Below are 18,283 nucleotides of genomic sequence, written 5' to 3'. Positions count from 1 at the left end.
TCCACTTCAAACGACCAGATTCTAACCGACCGCGCGTGCGGGTTCGATCATTCTCCGGCGGATATAGAGGCCCCGGCATTCGGGGTCGGAAACGAATTGGTCGGTCTGGCCGATGACGGTCTCGCCTGCGCCGAGCAGCAACACGGTGTCCGGGCCACCGGCTTGGGCAAGCCGATCGAACACCTCCCGCCGCCACTCCGCCGTCAGATAGAGAAGCACGTTCCGGCACAGGATGATGTCGAAGCGACCCGGGGGCGGCGCCGGCGCGGTGAGATTATGCACCTCGAAACGGACCGCGGCTTTGAGGACAGGAGAGATACGCCAGTTGCCGCTCCCCGCTTCCTCGAACCACCGAACCATCTGGGTTACCGGCAGGCCGCGCTGAACCTCGAACTGTGAATAGAGTCCGCTCTTTGCCTGGGCGATGGCGGAGTGGGAAATGTCGGTGGCGAGTATCGATATGCGCCAGCCCTCCCAACGTGCCTTGGTCTCGGCAAAGCTCATGGCGAGCGAATATGCCTCCTGCCCTGTCGAACAGCCTGCGCACCAGATCGAAATGCTCCTGTCTCTTGCCCGGGCATGCCTCAATCGGTCCAAAGCGGGGCCGAGGAGCAGGTCGAAAGCGCCACGGTCGCGAAAGAAAAAGGTCTCGTTGTTGAGAAGCGCTTCGACAACCCGGTCCGCCAGCTCCGGCTTTCGGCTGCTGATGATGGCGGCCATCAGGTCGTCCACCGAATCCATTCCGCGTTCCCGCATCAGGCCACCAAGTGCCGTTTCGATCCGCCAGCGCCGGCTCACCGCCAATTGCTGGCCGGTCCTGGTTTCCAACAGGCCTGCGAGGAGTCGCCCCGAGGCATCGCTTATTTCCACGCGGCACCTGCGATTCGCGCCGCCAGGCGCTTGGCGAGATCCGCGGGCGGCAGGACTGCGGAAGCGAGACCCGCCTCGGCCACGGCGCGCGGCATCCCCCAGACTGCCGAACTGCCTTCATCCTGTGCCAGGACGGCGCCTCCGCTTTTGACCAGCTTCAGGCTCCCGTCCAATCCGTCACGGCCCATTCCGCTGAGAATGACCGCGACCGCGCCCTCGCCATAGATTTCTCTCACGCTCTCCAGCATCGGATCGACCGAGGGCTTGCATCCGCTCCGCGCCGGGCCGTCGCTCAATGCGATCCGAACTTGGTTGCCGTCTCGGCGGAGGCCGAGATGGGCGTCGCCCGGAGCGACAATGATCTCTTCGGGCTGAACGACCATTCCTTCCTCGCCAACCCGGGTAGCGCGGCCTGACGCCGTTTCGATCTGGCGCGCGAAGACGGGCATGAACACGACGGGAAGATGCTGGGTGATGAAAATAGGGGCGCCGATCCTGGACGGCAGCGCGCACAGGAATTCGTTCAAGGCGTGCAGACCGCCGGTGGACGCGCCAAGGGCGATGCAGCCGAGCGTTCGGTCCGGCATGGCGCGGAGCGTGACGATGCTGGCGGCTTCCTGACGGGCTATCGCCTCTTCACCCGTTCGTTCCACACCCGCCCGGCCGATCCGGCGCAGACGTTCTGCCAGGACATCGGAAAAGCGGCCTGCAAAGTTGCCTGCTCCGGGCTTGGGAAGCGTGTCCGCGGCCCCGAGGGCCAGCGCTTTCACATTGGCCTCGGCGCCTTCTTCGCAGAAGGAAGATACGACCAGCACACGGGCGCCGTCCCCCAACCGCACGATGTCCGGCAGCGCCTGCAGGCCGGTCGTGCCGGGCATTTCCACGTCCAGGAGGACGATGTCGACCTTGATCGCCTTGAGCGCGTCCAGGGCTTCTCCGGCGGTGCCGGCCAGGGCCACGACTTCGAGGTCCCGATGTGCCGAAATCATACGTGAAAGGACTGCGCGGGCTACCGGCGAATCATCGACGATCATGATCCTGATCAGCGGCGCCACTGGCAGAAACTGTACGACATTCTGTCCCTGTCTGGCCCTCGTCGCAGCGGAATGCGACATCAGGCAGCACCGACGATCTGCAACTTGGATGCGAGCGTTTCCCGATCGAACGGCTTCATAACATATTCGTCGGCGCCGGCTTCCAGCGCGGCCCGGATATGCGCCATGTCATTCTCGGTCGTGCAGAAAACAACCTTGGGCTGACTGGCGATATCCTGCTGGCGGAGGGTTCGGAGGAATTCCATCCCGCCCATAACGGGCATGTTCCAGTCCAGCAGGACCACATCGGGCATCTGGATGTCGCATCGACCAAGCGCCTCGCGGCCGTCCTCGGCTTCGTCGACCACAAAATCGAGCGTTTCCAATATGTGCCGGGCAACCTTTCGGATCACCTTGGAATCATCGACAACCAGACATGTCTTCATTCCGCTCTCGCTTCCTCTCGCCCTCTTGGGCGATGTCTAGCAATCATTCGTAAGGACATCCTTAAGCGACCTGGTCGACCGCGGCCTTAACAGAGGGCCTCCACTCCCGGCCCGGCCACCAGAATCTTGATATCGAGCAGCAGCATCAGCTTGTTGTCGGCTTCGATCATCCCCTGCGCTGCGCGGCTCCAGCCGCCCGCGAGATTCGACGCGATCGGAGCGATTTCGCCGGTCGCTTCGACGACGTCTTCGACAGCGTCGACCAGCAAAGCATAAGGATGGCCATCATGCGTGACGACGACCGCTTCCCCGCCGGTCCGGCTGCCGTCGACTTTGTCCAATTGCAGCGATTTCGCGCAATCCATCACTGTGAGTACTCTGCTTCTTAGTGCGCTCAGTCCGCTGATATGCGCCGGCGCCCGGGGCACGGGTGTCAGCGTGTCGATCTCGATCACGGATTCGACGTCAGCCGCGGCCAGGGCCACCCGCTCTCCTCCAAGCTGGACGATCAGGTACAAAATGCTCATGCCCTGCTTTTCCGCCCACTGGCCGTGTCGGCTAGAGCATCGAGGAGGGCCGATCGATCGTAACGATGAATGGCGTCCCCGGCCGTTTTTTCAGGATCTGAGCAGATTTTCACGACCCGTCCCGACTTGATGCACGGCTTGACGGAGATCTCATCGGAATTGACCAGATGAATGTCGGCCATTTCCGCACCGGGATCCCCGGCGCGCACGATTCGATAGCCAGCGCTTTCGATGACAGGACCCAGGATGGTCTCCATCCAGTGATCTTCGGCCGGGATGGCGCAGATGCGGCGAGCCCCCTCCGGTTCCGACGTCGCGCTGCCTTCGAACAAGTGGAAGAGATCGAGCACCTCGACCTGTTCGCCCCCGATCAGCGTCACGCCTCTCACCTCCCCTTCCGTCGCAGCAGGAAGGATGTCGGTGCCCAGCGGGACGATGTCGACCACGTCCCCGATGCCATAGGCGACCTGGTTGATGCCATCCGAAAGCCGCAGGATCCGGATCGCCCGCCCTGCCGCTTCGGCGCCACAACCCTGCAGCCGAAGAATCGAATCGCCCAGGGCGATATGGAGCCGGCCGGCACTTATCTGCACCGCTTCGGAGGGAACGTCTTCTATTCGCTCCACTGCGGAAAGCGGCACGATCCTTTTCACTCCACACAGGCTCATGAACAGCAAGGCAGGCTTCGCATCTGCTTCGGGCGCAGCGGTGGCGGTCGAAGCAAAGGAAGTGTCGAACGTGCCAGCCTCCAAGGCGATGCCGGCAGTTGCCGCGATTCCAGGCGGATCCAGCAACAGGATCGGCCGACCATCGTCGGCCAGGGTGGTCCCTCCATAGAGGCCGGTGGCCATGACCGCTGGAGCAGCGGGTTTGACGACCAATTCCTCATGGTCGCTCACCTTATCCACGGCCAAGGCGTAGATGCCGGTACCGGCAGGCCGCAACACGATCAGGCACTGGTCTTCAGTCGCCTCCTGATGGGTCACGCCAAGTGCCGCGCCGAGCGAAACGAGCGGCAATCGTCGGCCGCGTATGGTGGCAATCGACGATCCACCGAGGCTTTCGATCGCAACCGCGCCGCCTTTCACACGGACAATCTCCTCGATCGTCGAGCGTGGAACGGCATAGCTCTGTCCGTTCAGCTGGACCGTCAAGGCGGGAATGATGGTGAGGGTCAGTGGCACGCGTAGCGTCAGCCGCAGCCCGAGCCCCGGCCGATTGTCGATATCGATCAGTCCGCCGATCCGCTCGACATTGGCACGCACCACGTCCATGCCGACACCCCGGCCGGAAATTGCGGTAACCTGGCCTGCGGTGGAGAGCCCGGGCTCGAAGATCAGTGCGGTTCGCTGTGCGGCGGAAAGGCGGTCGGCCTGGTTCTGGCTGAGCAGTCCGCTCGCCATTGCCCGAGCGACCAGTTTGTCTCCGTCTATCCCTCGGCCGTCGTCAGCGATCTCGATGAGGATCTGGTTTCCGGCCTGCGATGCGGCGATGCGGATATTGCCGGTCGCGGGTTTTCCCGCCTCCCTCCGGACTGCTTCGTCTTCGATGCCATGGTCAATGGCATTGCGGATGATGTGGGTCAGCGGATCCCGGATCATCTCGATCATTTCCCGGTCGAGCTCGACGTCGCCACCTTCGATCTCGAGCGCGATCTTCTTGCCGAGTTCGTCGGCGACGTCGCGGGCCAGCCGGGGTAGTGTCGCGAAGAGATTGTCGATACGCTGCATGCGGGTATGCGTGATCGCGTCGCGAATCTCACCGATCGTTGCCGACACGCGATCGAAAGCAGCTTCGACACCGGCCCCGTATCCGCTTTCACGGAGACAGCGGGCGAGTTCGTTGCGCGCGAGGACGAGGTCCGAAACGCCGCTCATCACCCGGTCGAGCAGGTCGACGGGGAGTCGGATCGATCGAAGGTTCGATCGGATGGAAGGCATCGAGGTCGTGGCGGCGGTCTCGCCCTTCGTTTCTCCAGCCTCCTGGTCCAGGGCAGCTATCAATTGTTCGTCGTCGCCGCTCGCAAGGGTTTCCCCGCTTTCCAGCTCCTGGACGAGTTCTCCGATCCTATCGATGATGGCGAGTACCGCGCTGACGAGGGCGGGATCAGCCGCTCTTTTTCCGGATCTCAAGTCGGTCAGTACGTTTTCGGCTGCATGGCTGAGTCCGCGAATGCGCGGAAGATCGAAAAAGCCGCAATTGCCCTTCACCGTATGAACGAAGCGGAAAATCTCATCGAGCCGGCTGCGATCCGCAGGGGCGGCTTCCCAGGCAATGATTTCCCCGCCCAGAGCATCGAGCATGTCGCGCGTTTCCGCGATGAATTCCGTAATTAGATCGTCCATCGGCCCCATCGCTCGAACGCGCCTTGGAGCCTTATGGGAGGGATTAGGTAAAAAAGATGTTAGGCGGGAAGCGAGGTGCCGATCAGCAAGGTGCCTTCCTCTTCGTCCGAGAGCTGGATCTGACCGCCGCCTTCGTGGACCAGGCTGTGAACAAGCCAGGCAGCAGCACCGCGCGGCGCGATCGATTCCTCCTCGCTCTCGCCGAGGAGGACCTTTTTCAACTCGGGATCGATGACGATGCGCGGCCCCTCGGCCCGGATCACGATGTCGAGACCCTTGTCATGTTTCTCGGCCCCGACATCCAGCCTGCCGCCGCGCACGAGCGCGTCACCGGCTATCAGGATCAGGTTCAGCAAAATCTTGAGCGCTGCCTTGCTCATCGACGGCTCGTCGATCATCCAGCCGAGCTGGATACGGCCGTCGCCGCCAAACAAGCCGTCGGCTGCTACCCGGGCCTCCCTGGTGTCGACCTGGTCCCCGAAGCCGCCCGCGGCCCCAAAGGCAAGGCGAAAGAATTTCAGCTTGTTGGCCGAAGCGCGGGCGCTTTCACCGAGCAATTCCAGGCAGCGGGCGCGCATTTCGGGATCGTGCTCGTCGGCAAGCAGCTCGACGCCATTGTTGAGAGCGCCGACTGGGCTGAGCAGATCGTGACAGAGACGCGAACAAAGGAGACTCGCGAATTCGTGGGATTTCATTCGGTTTGGCGCCCCTGTTCGTGCCGGACCCTGATTTGCCAGCCTTATTGGGCCTTGCGCCCCAAGGATTCAAGGCGCGTTCGACGCGGCGCCCCCTTCCCTTGCCTCCCTCCACCTCTCTCGGCCCGCCTTGAAATTCGTGATTTCGTCACCACATCCCCTAAGGAATGACCCGGGGGGAGTCGATCATCGCGACCATCGCGCCCGATGCCGCCGGTTGGCGGCTCGATCGTGCTTTGGCTGCCGCTCTGCCGACATTGTCTCGCGAACGCCTGAAGGCTCTGATCAGTACCGGCCAAGTGCTCGGCCCCGGCGGTGTTCTGGTGCGCGACCCTGCAGCCAAGGTGGTGCCCGGCGCACCTTATCAGGTGCATGTGCCTGCCCCTGCAACCGCCCACAATGAACCGCAGGACATCCGGCTCGAAATCGTCTTCGAGGATGATCATCTGATCGTTGTCGACAAGCCGGCCGGCATGGTGGTCCATCCTGCAGCCGGAAATGCCGACGGTACGCTGGTCAACGCGCTGCTCCATCATTGCGCCGGCCGTCTTTCCGGTATCGGCGGTGTGGCGCGGCCGGGCATCGTTCATCGCATAGACAAAGGGACCTCGGGCCTGCTCGTCGCGGCGAAGACCGATGTCGCCCATGAGGGTCTTTCCGGTCAATTCGCGCGGCACAGTATCGACCGTCGTTATCATGCGATCGTAGCCGGCATTCCCAACCCGCCCAGCGGCAGCGTCGACGCTCCGCTCGCGCGATCTTCCGCCAACCGGCAGAAGATGGCGATTGTCGCGGAAGGGCGTGGGAAAAGAGCCGTGACCCATTATCGTTTGCTCACGCCGCTCCGCGATTCGGCTCTCGTCGAATGCAGGCTGGAAACGGGACGGACGCATCAGGTTCGCGTGCACATGACCTCGATCGGCCATCCTTTGCTTGGCGATCCCGCTTATGGCCGGCCGCGTCCAGCACATCGGGAGTTATTGAAAGGAATGAATTTTACCCGTCAGGCGCTGCATGCCGCCGAGCTCGGTTTCCTCCATCCAGTATCGAAAGAAAACTTATCCTTTAAAAGCGCCGTTCCATCGGATATGCAGGAACTGTTCAGGGCGCTTACCGTATAACAACCAAGTGCTGGCACGGATCATCGCGTGTGTGGCGCCCAAGGGAGCATGAGAAGAGATATGGCAAGCGGCAAAAATGTCCCGGCAACCATCCCCGCCACCGGCGGCGAGGCGGGGCTGAATCGCTATCTGACCGAGATCAAGAAATTCCCGATCCTCTCTCCGGAGGAGGAATATATGCTGGCCAAGCGCTGGACCGAGCATCAGGATACCGAAGCTGCGGCAAAGCTGGTCAACTCGCACCTGCGCCTGGTCGCCAAGATCGCGATGGGCTACCGGGGTTATGGCCTGCCGGTCTCTGAGCTGATTTCAGAAGGCAATATCGGCCTGATGCAGGGCGTGAAGAAGTTCGAGCCGGAACGCGGCTTTCGCCTGGCGACCTATGCCATGTGGTGGATTCGCGCCTCGATCCAGGAATTCATCCTGCGTAGCTGGTCGCTCGTGAAGATGGGCACCACCGCAGCGCAGAAGAAATTGTTCTTCAACCTCCGTCGGATGAAGAATCAGATCGAAGCCTTCGAAGACGGCGATCTGAAGCCTGAGGATGTGACCAAGATCGCGACCGATCTCGGCGTCTCCGAGGAGGATGTCGTCTCGATGAACCGGCGCATGGCTCTGGGCGGTGACACGTCGCTCAACGTGCCTTTGCGCGAGGAAGGCGAAGGCCAGTGGCAGGATTGGCTCGTCGACAGCGATCCGCTGCAGGACGAACGCGTCGCGGAGGCGGAGGAAACCAAGGTCCGTCACGAGTTGCTCGTCGAGGCGATGCAGGCGCTCAACGATCGTGAGAAGCATATTCTAACGGAACGACGTCTGTCGGAGGATCCCAAGACGCTCGAGGAATTGAGCCAGGTCTATGACGTCAGCCGCGAACGCATCCGCCAGATCGAGGTCCGCGCCTTTGAAAAGCTGCAAAAGGCGCTGATGAACCTCGCCGGCGAGCGGCGCCTGCTTCCGGCCAGTTGAACCCGACTGGACTAAGAATATGGCGCGGCGCTAGGCGGGCCTGATGGTACGCACCGCGCGACGAGGAAGTAAGAAAAGGTCCGGAGGATTCGGTCGTGTAATCGGCTGGATCATCCGGGCCTTTTTCCTGTTCCTGCTCGTCTCCGTCCTTTGGGTCCTGCTCTATCGCTTCGTGCCGCCGCCGATCACCTTCACCATGGTCGGTGACGTGCTCGGCGGGCGCAGCATCAGCAAGGACTGGATGGGCATCGACGAGATTGACCGCGACATGGTGCGCGCTGCGGTCGCGGCCGAGGACAGCAAATTTTGCAGTCATTACGGTTTCGACCAGGATGCGATCGCCGAGGCCATGCGCCGCAACGCGAAGGGGGGCAGCGTCATCCGCGGCGGCTCGACGATCAGTCAGCAGACCGCGAAGAATGCCTTTCTGTGGCAAGGCGGTGGCTTCTTCCGCAAAGGCCTGGAGGCTTGGTTCACGCTCCTGATCGAGACGATCTGGGGCAAGAGGCGGATCATGGAGGTCTATCTCAACGTCGCCGAGACGGGGATCGGCACCTATGGCGTCAATGCCGGCGCCCAGCGCTATTTCCAGCACGACGCATCCGGCATGAGCCGCACCGAAGCCGCTCGCATTGCCGCCATTCTGCCACTTCCAAAGAAACGAGGCGCCGTTGCGCCAAAGGGCTTTACCCGCCGCTATGGAAATTCCATCGCCGCAAGGATCGGGGTGGTTGCGCGGGACGGACTGGATGCCTGCGTGTATGACACCGGACCGATCAACGATTCCATCGCGCCGCCCGACGCCAGGGAAAAGCCGGCCCGCAGGGCGGCAAATCGGCCGCAGGCGCCAGCTGCGCCGTCACGGCAGGAAGAAGAACTTCCGGCAGAAAACTTGCCTGGCGATGAATATGAGCAGCAGTCTTCGACGGCCGAGATCGTGACAATCGACATCCCGCCTCCGGACGTGGCGGCCGAGGCGCCTCCGCCCCAGCTCTGACCTCAGAACGGCATCTTAAAGCCCGGCGGCAGTGGCAGGCCGCTGGTCATCTTCGACATTTCCTGTTGCGCGGCGGCATCGGCTTTGGCGCGGGCATCGCCCATTGCCGCCGCCACCAGATCCTCCACCATCTGTTTCTCTGACGGCTGGAGCAGGCTTTCGTCAATGTCGACGGAGATGATACGGCCTTTTGCGCTGGCGCGGATCTTGACGAGTCCGCCGCCGGAAACGCCTTCCACCTCGATCTGATCGAGTTCCGCCTGAGCCTTCATCAGCTCGGCCTGCGCGTTCTGCGCCATCTTCATGATTTCGTCGAAATTCGGCATATCTATGCGCTCCGTTGATCTTCGAGAGTGAATCCGGCCAATTCGGCATCGGGGAAGGCATCCAAAGCGGCGCGGACGATCGGTGTCTCGAGAACCGACTGTCTTAGCCGTTCCTTTTCCATCTGTTCCTGTTCCAGCAACGAAGGCTCGGCTGGACTATCCACGACACCAACGGTCCAGACCGTGCCGGTGGCCTGTTTCAGCAGCGCAGCGAGGTCGCGCGCGAATTCGCCCGCCAGGGGCTTTGATGGCCTGATCGCCAGATCGGGAGGCTGGTAACGGACCAGGCCGCAATAATCGTGCAGTTGCTGGGCCAGATGCGGCTTGCCATTGGCAGCGACCAGCTCGACCAGCGCGGCAAAATCAGCCGGCGCCCTCAGCAGCGGGGCCTGTTCGCCTTCGACAGGCGGCTTGGACTGGGGCGCGACCGCGATATTCTCTCCGTTGGCGAGCCTTTCGGCGAGTGCTCCCGGATCGGGAAGCTCCGACGCGTGGATGACACGAAGCAGCGCCATTTCCGCCGCCTCGAGCGGGAGCGGAGCGCCATGGACCTCGGACAACCCCTTCAGGAGCAATTGCCAGAGACGATGGATGGTTGCGTAGGATAGCGCGCTTGCCCAATCGGCATAGGCTTCGCGCTCTTCCACCGACTGCGCCGGATCCTCGACGCCGCCGACCTTTGCGCGGGTGATGCCGTGGACGCTTTCGAGCAGCCCGCGGATCAGCGCCGAAGGCTCGACGCCAAGCTCATATTGATCCTTCACCGCCGCCAGGGCCGCGCGGGCCTCCCCCGCGAGCAACAGGCCTAGCAGTCGCCGGACCGCTCCGCGGTCGGAAAGGCCAAGCATCGCGCGAACCTGATCGGCGGTGACGCCGCCCGCGCCGTGGGCGAAAGCCTGATCCAGGATAGAAAGACCGTCGCGGGCCGAACCCTCGGCCGCCCGAGCGATCAGGGCCAAAGCGGCGGGCTCGACCTCAATCCCTTCCGCTCCGGCCACTGCCTCGAAATGGGCGGCTAGCTGATCGGCGGAGATGCGCCGAAGGTCGAAGCGCTGGCAGCGGGACAGGACCGTTACCGGGACCTTGTTGACTTCGGTCGTGGCGAAAAGAAACTTAACATGGGCAGGCGGCTCTTCGAGAGTCTTGAGAAGCGCGTTGAACGCATTCTTCGACAGCATGTGAACTTCGTCGATGATATAGACCTTATAGCGGGCCGAGACCGCGGCGTAGCGCACCGCCTCGATGATCTCGCGGACATCGTCGACCCCGGTATGGCTCGCGGCGTCCATCTCGACCACGTCGATATGCCGGCCTTCGGCGATCGCCACGCAAGGGTCGCAGATGCCGCACGGCTCGATGGTGGGGCCGCCTTGGCCGTCCGGCCCGATGCAATTCAACGCCTTGGCGATCAGCCGCGCCGTCGAGGTCTTGCCGACGCCCCGGACCCCGGTCAGCAGGAAGGCATGGGCCAGTCGGTCGCGCTTGATGGCATTGCCGAGCGTCTGGACCATTGCATCCTGTCCGATGAGCTCGGCAAAACTCTGAGGCCGGTACTTGCGCGCCAGCACCCGATAAGGCTGGGGGGATTCGGAAGCCATGGCCCTATCCTAGAGACTGATGGTGAGGGGAGGAAGCGTTTCACACCTCCGTGGCAAGCAATAGGAAGCCAGTTGGTTGGCGGTTTGCGGCCAATGGGCAGATTCTTTGGCCCAGGTCTGGCTCTGGAGAGGTGGGAGCCGGAACGACCCGGAGCTTGAACTCGTTACGGCTGCTTCCTTCCGGACCTGACCGGGTTGGCGAGAGCGCCGTCCGCCCGACTCCCGCGGTGCATATGGCGCCTGCATGCTGGCGATGCAAGGCAGCCGCTTTTCAGGTTTCATCGACCTTGCATATTGTGGGAAGCGCCGGGCATGCGCACCGTCAGCCGGGCGAGGGCTTCGTCGAGCCAGATCTGACAGGAGAGGCGCGAATGGCGCGTGACGCTGGCGGCAAGGTCGAGCATGTCCTCCTCCTCCTCGCTGGCGGCGGGCAGATTGTCGAAATCCTCGCCCGCCACAATCACATGGCAGGTGGAGCAGGCCATTTGTCCTTCGCACGTCCCTTCCAGCGGCTGTCCGTTGGCTTGGGCCACGTCGAGCAAACGTTCCCCGGCTTTGGCCTCGACCTCGCTTATGGTGGAGCCGTCTGCAGAGATGAAGCGGACGAGAGTCATGCGGCGAAGCGCCGCTGACGCTCCGCCGCCTCCTCGATCATTGTGAGCGCCAGGTTCATCTCTTCCACGGTAGTGTAGCGGCCGAAGCCGATCCGCACACTGGATCGCGCATCCTTTTCGCTCAGGCCCAAAGCGGACAAGACATGGCTCGGCCGCCCGGATCCACTCGCGCACGCCGAGCCGGCAGAGAGTGCGACCATGCGGAGATCCGAGATAAGACGGGCGACATCGAGGCCGCTTCGGCGCATATTGAGATTGCCACGATAGCGATGCTCGGATGAACCGTTCAGGACCCAGCCCGATGTGACCAGCGACTCCGCCGCGTTCCACAATGGCTCGATATGGGCGGCATCCTCCTCTTTCCTTTCGGCCATCAGGCGGGCCGCAGCCCCGAAGCCCACGCAGAGAAGCGGCGACAAGGTACCTGATCTGATTCCACCTTCCTGGCCGCCGCCATGAAGCAGCGGCTCGATCGCGACACCGGAGCGCAACCAGAGGGCGCCGATGCCCTTGGGGCCGTATATTTTGTGGGCGGACATGGCGACCATGTCGCACTCTTCAAGGGGAAGGGCGACCCGGCCCAGACCCTGGACGGCATCGCAGAAGAAAAGCGCGCCGCGGCTTCGGGCGAGGCGGCCGATTTCGGCAATAGGCTGAATGACGCCGATCTCATTATTGACCAACATGGCGGCCACCAGACCCGTCCGGTCGGTTACCTGCCTTTCCAAAAGGTCGAGGTCGACTATCCCGTCCGCACCGACGGGCAGGATCTCGATCTCCATCCCCTGCTCCCGCAGCCATGCCAGGCTGTCGAGAACGCAGGCATGTTCGGTCGCGATGGTGACGATTCTATTCCGTCCGGACGGAAATCGGGCGGCAGCGCCTTTGAGCGCCCAATTCGCCGCCTCCGTGGCACCTGATGTGAAGTAGATTTTCCCGCTACCGGCCGCACCGCCTATCGCAGCCAGCACATGACCGCGCGCGACATCGACGGCCGCCGCTGCCTCGCGCCCCATTCGATGCGTGCTGTGAGGATTGCCGAAATTCTCCTCGAGCCATGGCCGCATCGCATCGGCCACCTCCGGCGCGAGCGGAGTCGTCGCCTGATAATCGAGATAGATGGGCTTGGTCACGCGGCTTGGCGCTTTCCAAACAAGGCGATCCACTCGGTCAGCAACGCGTCGATATCGGCCTCCCTCGTCTCCGGACCGAAGCTGACCCTGATGACCTCCCTTGCCTTCTCTTCCTCCCAGCCCATCGCCGCCAGCACGTGGCTCGCCTTGAGGCTGCCCGAAGCGCAGGCGCTGCCTGCAGAGACGGCTATGCCGGCCAGGTCGAATCGCATCATCTGGGACGCGCCAGGCACGCCCGGCATACGATAAGCGGAAATGGTGGCGATACGCGGCGCCGCCTCCGCGACGATTTCGCCGCCGGCAGCCTTGATACCTCTGTCCAACAGCCCGCGCAGGCGCTTGCTGTCTTCATACCAGCCATGATTCGCTTCAATCGCAGCCGCAAAGCCCATGATGGCGGGAAAGCCGGGTGTGCCGGGCCGCAAGCCGCCTTCCTGTCCGCCGATCGCATCGAGCGCCGACACGTCCCTGACGAGAAGTGCGCCGACGCCTGGCGGGCCCCCGAATTTATGGGCCGCGACGACTACGAAATCCGCATCGGGGATCGGCAGCTTGCCCGCACTCTGGGCGCAATCCGCCAGGACCAACGCACCGACCGCTTTCGCTTTGTCGGCAATCTCCTGGATCGGGTGAATGACGCCGGTCTCATTGTTGACGGACTGGATCGCGACGACCGCATTTCCGGCATCGGCGAGCGCCTGAGCGAGGTCGTCCATATCGAGCATGCCGTCAGTACGCGTCCGGATCAGGCGCGCAAGGGGGGCGCTGCGCAGAATCGCCGGATGTTCGATCGAAGAGACGATATGCCTGCTCGCCTTGGCGCGGCCCAAGGCAAGCGAAATGGCTTCCGTGGCTCCGGATGTGAAGACGATCGTACCGTCCCAGCCCAATGCCCGGCCGATCCGCCGCCGGGCGTCTTCCATGGCAGCGCGAACGGCGCGGCCTTCGGCATGTGGCGAAGACGGATTGGCCCAGAGGTCGCATGCCTGGCGCATGGCCGTCTTCGCCTCGTCCAGAATCGGAGTGGTCGAGGCATGGTCCAGATAGATGCGTTCGGCCAAGAAAATGCCTTTCAATTGCGCGATGGGCTTCGAACCCTATATAGGTCGCGCCCACACAGGGCTCATCCCCTGTATTCCTTTGAAGCCAAGCCACGCGCAGGTGCAATGCCCGAAGTCATTTTTCCCGGTCCGGAAGGCCGTCTCGAAGGTCGTTTCAGCCCCGGCCCCCGTCCGCGCGCGCCAGTCGCGATGATCCTTCATCCGCACCCTCAGGGCGGCGGAACCATGAACAATGCCATCGTGCAGCAGCTCTACAAGACTTTCGTCCGGAGGGGCTTTGCGACCCTCCGCTTCAATTTCCGCGGGGTCGGTAAGAGCCAGGGCGTGTTCGACAATGGCATCGGCGAGCTTTCCGATGCCGCGTCGGCGCTCGATTGGGTCCAGCAAATCCATCCTGAGGCCGAATCGACGTGGATCGCCGGCTTCAGTTTCGGTGCCTGGATCGGCATGCAATTGCTGATGAGGAGGCCGGAGGTTCGCGGGTTCATCTCGATCGCGCCGCCGGCGAACATGTATGATTTCACCTTCCTGGCCCCCTGCCCGTCTTCCGGCATCATCATCCAGGGTGAAGCGGATGAGGTGGTCACCCCGCTCGCCGTGCAGAAGCTGGTCGAGAAGCTGCGTACCCAGCGCCACATCACGATCCATCACGACACGATCCCGGGTGCCAACCATTTCTTCGTGAACGAAATGCCGCAACTCATGAAGTCTGTGGACGATTATCTGGATTTCCGTCTCGATCCGAGCTGCCTGATCAAATAATCGGCATGCGGAGCGGATTGCCATGTACGCCGACCGACGGGATGGCTTGAGAAGCGGTAAGGCCGGTAGCCGAGACGGCGCAATTCAAATGCCAGTCTCATTGTCCGGGGATCGGCGAGACCCAGATGAAGACGTTGGCGATCGTCACCGCGGCCGCGCCGAGCATCAGCAGGCCGCGCTTCCGGTCCTTCCCCTTGACGATCATCCACATCCCGCCTGCACCCAGCAGAAATGCTGCGATGACGGCGACCGAGAGCAAAGTGGCGACGAATCCCGAATCCATGGCGCCTTTTGCCAGCGCAGCCCGCTTTGGCAAAGCGATGCATTCGTTCGCGTCGGGGCGCCCGATGTCCAGGGAGATGCGCTGAGGCGTCTGCCACGCCGTCTGGGTTCACGAACATCCCGGGTCAGCCACAGTTCGCTCTATGGATGGCATGTCTATGACGCCATCGATGCCGATTCGCTGCGTTGCCGCGCCACGATTAACCCATGGCTGCCGGAGGAAAATCCGACGGCTCTGCGGCTTGGCTTGGTCTTGCGGAGGGGCGGCTTGGGCTGGTTGCGCCTGTCGATGATCCTGCAGGCTTTGCGTCTCCGTCACGACTCGCGGCCGTGCCAGCCGGGCGACAGCGGGCGAATTGGGGTGATGTGACCGGCCTCACGGACCACCGCAGTAGCGACCCCGTTCATCGATGGTCATCTCTTGGCCAAGCAAGCATTTCAAAAAAAGGGGAAAAACCTAGGTCTTTACAGGGGGGGCTGGGCCACATATATCGCGCTTCCGCTGCCCCAAGGGGACTTCCAACAACCGCAAGGCAGCCTTGTCGTCAACTACCCCTCTGGAGGTCCCTTGAATTGCACAGCCATCATAACGCGCTGGGGCTAGCGTCCGCCCTCCGACCGGTTCAGCCGGTCACGCTCATTCGACCGCATGCCGCCCGTCGCGCTGCCCGCTTCTTTGTCGAGAAGTTTTTGGGCCGGGCGCTCTATGCGGTTAAGGCAAATCCGTCGCCCGACTTGCTCCGGGTCCTGTGGGATAGCGGCATCACCCATTTCGACGTCGCCTCGATTGCCGAGGTGAGGCTTGTTGCGGAAACCCTTCCCGCTGCGGTGCAATGTTTCATGCATCCGGTGAAGGCCGAGGAAGCTATTCGCGAAGCCTATTTCGATCATGGCGTTCGTACCTTCTCGCTCGATACGATGGACGAATTGGACAAGATCGTCCGCGCTACCGGCAACGCGGACGACCTGAACCTGTGCGTCAGGATCCGAGTTTCCTCGGACCATTCCAAATTAAGCCTGGCTTCGAAGTTCGGCGCCGAGCCTGACGAGATGAAGGAATTGCTGTTCGCAGCCCGCCAGGCGGCGGATGCCCTGGGCGTCTGCTTTCATGTGGGCAGCCAGGCGATGACGCCGGCCGCTTATGCCGAGGCTATGGAACGGGTTCGCGCGGCCATCGTCCAGGCGGCCGTGACCGTCGATATCGTCGATGTCGGGGGCGGCTTCCCCTCGACCTATCCGGGCATGGAGCCGCCTCCGCTCGAGACCTATTTCGAGGTCATCCACAGGGCGTTCGAGAGCCTGCCGATCAGCTATTCGGCCGAATTGTGGTGCGAGCCCGGACGGGCATTGTGCGCCGAATATGCCAGCGTGCTCGTCCGTGTCGAAAAAAGGCGCGGTGACGAGTTGTACATCAATGACGGTGCTTATGGCGCTCTCTTCGATGCCGCGCATATCGGCTGGCGCTTTCCGGTGAACCTGGTCCGTGAAGAAGCTTCCGACGCGCGCGATCTTCCGTTCAGCTTCTACGGGCCGACCTGCGATGATCTGGACCGCATGGCCGGGCCGTTCATGCTCCCGGCCGATGTCGGGCCAGGCGATTATATCGAGATCGGGATGCTGGGCGCTTACGGGTGCGCGATGCGGACCGCCTTCAACGGCTTCGGCGCTGTCAGCACGATGGTCGTCGCAGACGAACCGATGGCGAGCCTGTATGAAACGGATCGGGAAGTCGCCTCTTCGAACGTGGTCCAGCTTTAGGGCGAAGCGACCGCAAAGGCGGGTTCGGGAGCTGAGCGAGTCTCGGTTCCGTCCCGCGTTTAGGCTATTTGTGTCTCGTGACCGGCTGTGACCGGCGACATTCTGCATATACGAAAAGGAAGTGTGATGAACGACGCGCCCCGCAACGATACCCGTAAGGCGGAACTGCTTTCCAGCGTGGTCGAGCATATCGATATCAAGAGCTTCGATGCCCGCCCGATCGTCGATGCCATGAAGAAGATGAGCTTCACCAGCCGCGATCTTGGCCGGGCCGCGGAAATCTATAACCAGATGCTCGCCGATCCCGACTGCGCGATCTTCCTGGTCGTTGCCGGTTCGACCTCGGCCGGCGGCTGCATGGACCTTTATGCGGAGCTGGTGCGCAACAACATGGTGGACGGCATCGTTGCCACGGGCGCGACCATCGTCGACATGGATTTCTTCGAAGCGCTTGGCCACAAACATTACCAGGCCCTGGAGATACCCGACGACGACACGCTCCGCTCGCTATACATCGACAGGATCTACGACACCTATATCGACGAAGAGAGCCTGCAGGAGACGGACCACACGATCGCCGAGATCGCCAACGGCCTTGAACCGCGCCCTTATTCGTCGCGGGCGTTCATTCGCGAAATGGGCAAGTGGCTGGTCGCCAACGGCAAGAAGGAGAACAGTCTGGTCAAGCTTGCCTACGAGCATGACGTTCCGATCTTCTGCCCAGCCTTCACCGACAGCTCGGCCGGCTTCGGTCTCGTCAAGCATCAGGTCGATCGCATGAAGGCGGGCCAGGCCTATATGACGATGGATTCGATCGCCGATTTCCGCGAACTGACCGACATCAAGATCGCGGCGGGAACGACCGGTCTGCTTATGATCGGCGGCGGCGTGCCGAAGAATTTCATTCAGGATACGGTCGTGTGCGCCGAGATCCTCGGTCATGAGGATGTCGAGGTCCACAAATATGCGGTCCAGATCACCGTTGCCGACGTCCGCGATGGTGCCTGCTCCTCGTCGACGCTCCAGGAAGCCGCGAGCTGGGGCAAGGTTTCCACTGCGATGGAACAGATGGTGTTCGCCGAAGCGACCAGCGTTTTGCCGCTTCTGGCCTCCGACGCTTATCATCGCGGTCATTGGCAGGGCCGCGCCAAGCGCGCCTTCGCGAAGATGTTCGATTAGATCATGATCGCTTCGGATTGAATCGATCTGAAGCATGAATCAGGTTCATGGTGTTGATGCGGGAGAGTTGAACCTGGCCTCATTCTGGCGCACTCTTTTCCTTTAAGAAGGGGGGCGCCAGCCATGAACAGCCATAGTCCGATACTCGCCCCGGTCGTTGCCCTGGCGGCCTGGTCGCTGGTCATGATGATCTGGATGTATTCCGTTCGCTTCCCGGCCATGAAGCGCAAGGGGATCGCGCTCAAAGGACGCGTCGGCGGCCGGGGCGGTGCGCTGGACGGCGTGATCGACGATCAGGCACAGTGGAAGGCACATAATTACAATCACTTGATGGAGCAGCCGACCTTATTCTATGCCGTCGCGCTGGCTCTTGCGCTGATGGACTTCGGCGGTGGCATCAACCTGATTCTGGCCTGGCTATATGTGGCTTTCCGCATCGCCCACAGCCTCGTGCAGGCGACGAGCAACATCGTCCGCACGCGCTTCATCCTTTTCACCGCCGCGTCGCTATGCCTGCTCAGCCTGACCATTCATGCGGGGATTTTTCTGCTTCGTCACTGACGGCCCGA

At 62.3% G+C, this 18,283-nt stretch carries 18 protein-coding genes, 1 other RNA gene and 1 pseudogene; 7 read left to right on the top strand and 13 right to left on the bottom strand.

Going from position 1 to position 18,283, the window contains the following annotated elements; genetic code table 11:
- Positions 1-21: 21 nt before the first annotated feature.
- The 6 genes from RQX22_RS01120 to RQX22_RS01095 all read right to left on the bottom strand — a co-directional run bounded on the left by RQX22_RS01120 (position 22) and on the right by RQX22_RS01095 (position 5,917).
- Entirely contained in the window at positions 22-870 is an 849-nt protein-coding gene (locus tag RQX22_RS01120; RefSeq protein ID WP_315722866.1) for a CheR family methyltransferase, read from the bottom strand.
- A complete protein-coding gene (cheB, locus tag RQX22_RS01115; RefSeq protein WP_315722864.1) occupies positions 861-1,985 on the bottom strand; it encodes a chemotaxis-specific protein-glutamate methyltransferase CheB in 1,125 nt (374 codons plus the stop codon). Before cheB ends, RQX22_RS01120 begins: the two co-directional genes overlap by 10 nt.
- On the bottom strand, positions 1,985-2,350 hold the full coding sequence (locus RQX22_RS01110; protein ID WP_315722862.1) for a response regulator: 366 nt from the start codon (positions 2,348-2,350) through the stop codon (positions 1,985-1,987). The genes cheB and RQX22_RS01110 overlap by 1 nt, the downstream gene beginning before the upstream one ends.
- A gap of 86 nt (positions 2,351-2,436) precedes the next feature.
- Positions 2,437-2,877, bottom strand: a complete 441-nt coding sequence (locus RQX22_RS01105) for a chemotaxis protein CheW (RefSeq protein WP_315722861.1) — start codon at positions 2,875-2,877, stop codon at positions 2,437-2,439.
- On the bottom strand, positions 2,874-5,222 hold the full coding sequence (locus tag RQX22_RS01100) for a chemotaxis protein CheA (protein ID WP_315722860.1): 2,349 nt from the start codon (positions 5,220-5,222) through the stop codon (positions 2,874-2,876). Before RQX22_RS01100 ends, RQX22_RS01105 begins: the two co-directional genes overlap by 4 nt.
- Positions 5,223-5,281: 59 nt before the next feature.
- Positions 5,282-5,917 (bottom strand): histidine phosphotransferase family protein, encoded by a 636-nt coding sequence (locus tag RQX22_RS01095; protein WP_315722859.1) that lies wholly within the window; start codon positions 5,915-5,917, stop codon positions 5,282-5,284.
- A gap of 167 nt (positions 5,918-6,084) precedes the next feature.
- On the opposite strand from RQX22_RS01095, the gene RQX22_RS01090 reads away from it, so the two are divergent.
- The 3 genes and pseudogenes from RQX22_RS01090 to mtgA form a co-directional block, all read left to right on the top strand.
- Positions 6,085-7,038, top strand: coding sequence for an RluA family pseudouridine synthase (locus tag RQX22_RS01090; protein ID WP_315722857.1), 954 nt, complete (start codon positions 6,085-6,087; stop codon positions 7,036-7,038).
- 60 nt (positions 7,039-7,098) lie between these two features.
- Positions 7,099-8,004, top strand: a complete 906-nt coding sequence (rpoH, locus tag RQX22_RS01085) for an RNA polymerase sigma factor RpoH (RefSeq protein WP_315722855.1) — start codon at positions 7,099-7,101, stop codon at positions 8,002-8,004.
- Between the two features lie 43 nt (positions 8,005-8,047).
- Positions 8,048-8,764 (top strand): annotated as a pseudogene (mtgA, locus tag RQX22_RS01080) (monofunctional biosynthetic peptidoglycan transglycosylase); the annotation flags it as partial.
- Between the two features lie 239 nt (positions 8,765-9,003).
- Here the strand turns inward: mtgA and RQX22_RS01075 are convergent.
- The 6 genes from RQX22_RS01075 to RQX22_RS01050 all read right to left on the bottom strand — a co-directional run bounded on the left by RQX22_RS01075 (position 9,004) and on the right by RQX22_RS01050 (position 13,733).
- A complete protein-coding gene (locus tag RQX22_RS01075; RefSeq protein ID WP_315722854.1) occupies positions 9,004-9,327 on the bottom strand; it encodes a YbaB/EbfC family nucleoid-associated protein in 324 nt (107 codons plus the stop codon).
- Positions 9,328-9,329: 2 nt separating this feature from the next.
- Positions 9,330-10,925: a DNA polymerase III subunit gamma/tau gene (locus tag RQX22_RS01070; protein ID WP_315722853.1), complete on the bottom strand. Its 1,596-nt coding sequence runs from the start codon at positions 10,923-10,925 to the stop codon at positions 9,330-9,332.
- A gap of 127 nt (positions 10,926-11,052) precedes the next feature.
- Positions 11,053-11,152: signal recognition particle sRNA small type (ffs, locus tag RQX22_RS01065), an RNA gene on the bottom strand.
- 51 nt (positions 11,153-11,203) lie between these two features.
- Positions 11,204-11,539: a 2Fe-2S iron-sulfur cluster-binding protein gene (locus RQX22_RS01060; protein ID WP_315722851.1), complete on the bottom strand. Its 336-nt coding sequence runs from the start codon at positions 11,537-11,539 to the stop codon at positions 11,204-11,206.
- Entirely contained in the window at positions 11,536-12,672 is a 1,137-nt protein-coding gene (locus RQX22_RS01055) for a cysteine desulfurase family protein (RefSeq protein ID WP_315722850.1), read from the bottom strand. The genes RQX22_RS01060 and RQX22_RS01055 overlap by 4 nt, the downstream gene beginning before the upstream one ends.
- Positions 12,669-13,733 (bottom strand): cysteine desulfurase family protein, encoded by a 1,065-nt coding sequence (locus RQX22_RS01050; RefSeq protein ID WP_315722848.1) that lies wholly within the window; start codon positions 13,731-13,733, stop codon positions 12,669-12,671. The genes RQX22_RS01055 and RQX22_RS01050 overlap by 4 nt, the downstream gene beginning before the upstream one ends.
- A gap of 105 nt (positions 13,734-13,838) precedes the next feature.
- Between RQX22_RS01050 and RQX22_RS01045 the strand changes: the two genes are divergently transcribed.
- Complete coding sequence (locus tag RQX22_RS01045) at positions 13,839-14,495, top strand: alpha/beta hydrolase (protein ID WP_315722846.1); 657 nt, start codon at positions 13,839-13,841, stop codon at positions 14,493-14,495.
- A 97-nt stretch (positions 14,496-14,592) separates the two neighbouring features.
- Here the strand turns inward: RQX22_RS01045 and RQX22_RS01040 are convergent, their stop codons facing one another.
- Entirely contained in the window at positions 14,593-14,778 is a 186-nt protein-coding gene (locus RQX22_RS01040) for a hypothetical protein (protein WP_315722844.1), read from the bottom strand.
- A 572-nt stretch (positions 14,779-15,350) separates the two neighbouring features.
- Here RQX22_RS01040 and RQX22_RS01035 point away from each other — a divergent pair.
- From RQX22_RS01035 to RQX22_RS01025, 3 genes are all read left to right on the top strand, one after another.
- Positions 15,351-16,535 (top strand): type III PLP-dependent enzyme, encoded by a 1,185-nt coding sequence (locus RQX22_RS01035; RefSeq protein ID WP_315722842.1) that lies wholly within the window; start codon positions 15,351-15,353, stop codon positions 16,533-16,535.
- A 126-nt stretch (positions 16,536-16,661) separates the two neighbouring features.
- A complete protein-coding gene (locus RQX22_RS01030) occupies positions 16,662-17,714 on the top strand; it encodes a 1,9-bis(guanidino)-5-aza-nonane synthase (RefSeq protein ID WP_315722840.1) in 1,053 nt (350 codons plus the stop codon).
- Between the two features lie 123 nt (positions 17,715-17,837).
- Positions 17,838-18,275, top strand: a complete 438-nt coding sequence (locus tag RQX22_RS01025; RefSeq protein ID WP_315722838.1) for an MAPEG family protein — start codon at positions 17,838-17,840, stop codon at positions 18,273-18,275.
- Positions 18,276-18,283: the final 8 nt, after the last annotated feature.

It is taken from the genome of Sphingosinicella rhizophila (assembly GCF_032378825.1).
GTDB classification, from domain to species: domain Bacteria; phylum Pseudomonadota; class Alphaproteobacteria; order Sphingomonadales; family Sphingomonadaceae; genus Allosphingosinicella; species Allosphingosinicella rhizophila.
Note: the sequence above shows the minus strand (reverse complement) of the source record. Positions and strands in the feature narration are given on the sequence as shown.

Excerpts from the sequence above, each read along its gene's own strand:
- cheB (WP_315722864.1), bottom strand. The coding sequence starts at position 1,985 with ATGTCGCATTCCGCTGCGACGAGGGCCAGACAGGGACAGAATGTCGTA.
- RQX22_RS01040 (WP_315722844.1), bottom strand. The coding sequence starts at position 14,778 with ATGGATTCGGGATTCGTCGCCACTTTGCTCTCGGTCGCCGTCATCGCA.
- RQX22_RS01060 (WP_315722851.1), bottom strand. The coding sequence starts at position 11,539 with ATGACTCTCGTCCGCTTCATCTCTGCAGACGGCTCCACCATAAGCGAG.
- RQX22_RS01045 (WP_315722846.1), top strand. The coding sequence starts at position 13,839 with ATGCCCGAAGTCATTTTTCCCGGTCCGGAAGGCCGTCTCGAAGGTCGT.
- RQX22_RS01105 (WP_315722861.1), bottom strand. The coding sequence starts at position 2,877 with ATGAGCATTTTGTACCTGATCGTCCAGCTTGGAGGAGAGCGGGTGGCC.
- RQX22_RS01070 (WP_315722853.1), bottom strand. The coding sequence starts at position 10,925 with ATGGCTTCCGAATCCCCCCAGCCTTATCGGGTGCTGGCGCGCAAGTAC.
- RQX22_RS01095 (WP_315722859.1), bottom strand. The coding sequence starts at position 5,917 with ATGAAATCCCACGAATTCGCGAGTCTCCTTTGTTCGCGTCTCTGTCAC.
- rpoH (WP_315722855.1), top strand. The coding sequence starts at position 7,099 with ATGGCAAGCGGCAAAAATGTCCCGGCAACCATCCCCGCCACCGGCGGC.
- RQX22_RS01090 (WP_315722857.1), top strand. The coding sequence starts at position 6,085 with ATGACCCGGGGGGAGTCGATCATCGCGACCATCGCGCCCGATGCCGCC.
- RQX22_RS01110 (WP_315722862.1), bottom strand. The coding sequence starts at position 2,350 with ATGAAGACATGTCTGGTTGTCGATGATTCCAAGGTGATCCGAAAGGTT.
- RQX22_RS01025 (WP_315722838.1), top strand. The coding sequence starts at position 17,838 with ATGAACAGCCATAGTCCGATACTCGCCCCGGTCGTTGCCCTGGCGGCC.
- RQX22_RS01075 (WP_315722854.1), bottom strand. The coding sequence starts at position 9,327 with ATGCCGAATTTCGACGAAATCATGAAGATGGCGCAGAACGCGCAGGCC.
- RQX22_RS01030 (WP_315722840.1), top strand. The coding sequence starts at position 16,662 with ATGAACGACGCGCCCCGCAACGATACCCGTAAGGCGGAACTGCTTTCC.
- RQX22_RS01100 (WP_315722860.1), bottom strand. The coding sequence starts at position 5,222 with ATGGACGATCTAATTACGGAATTCATCGCGGAAACGCGCGACATGCTC.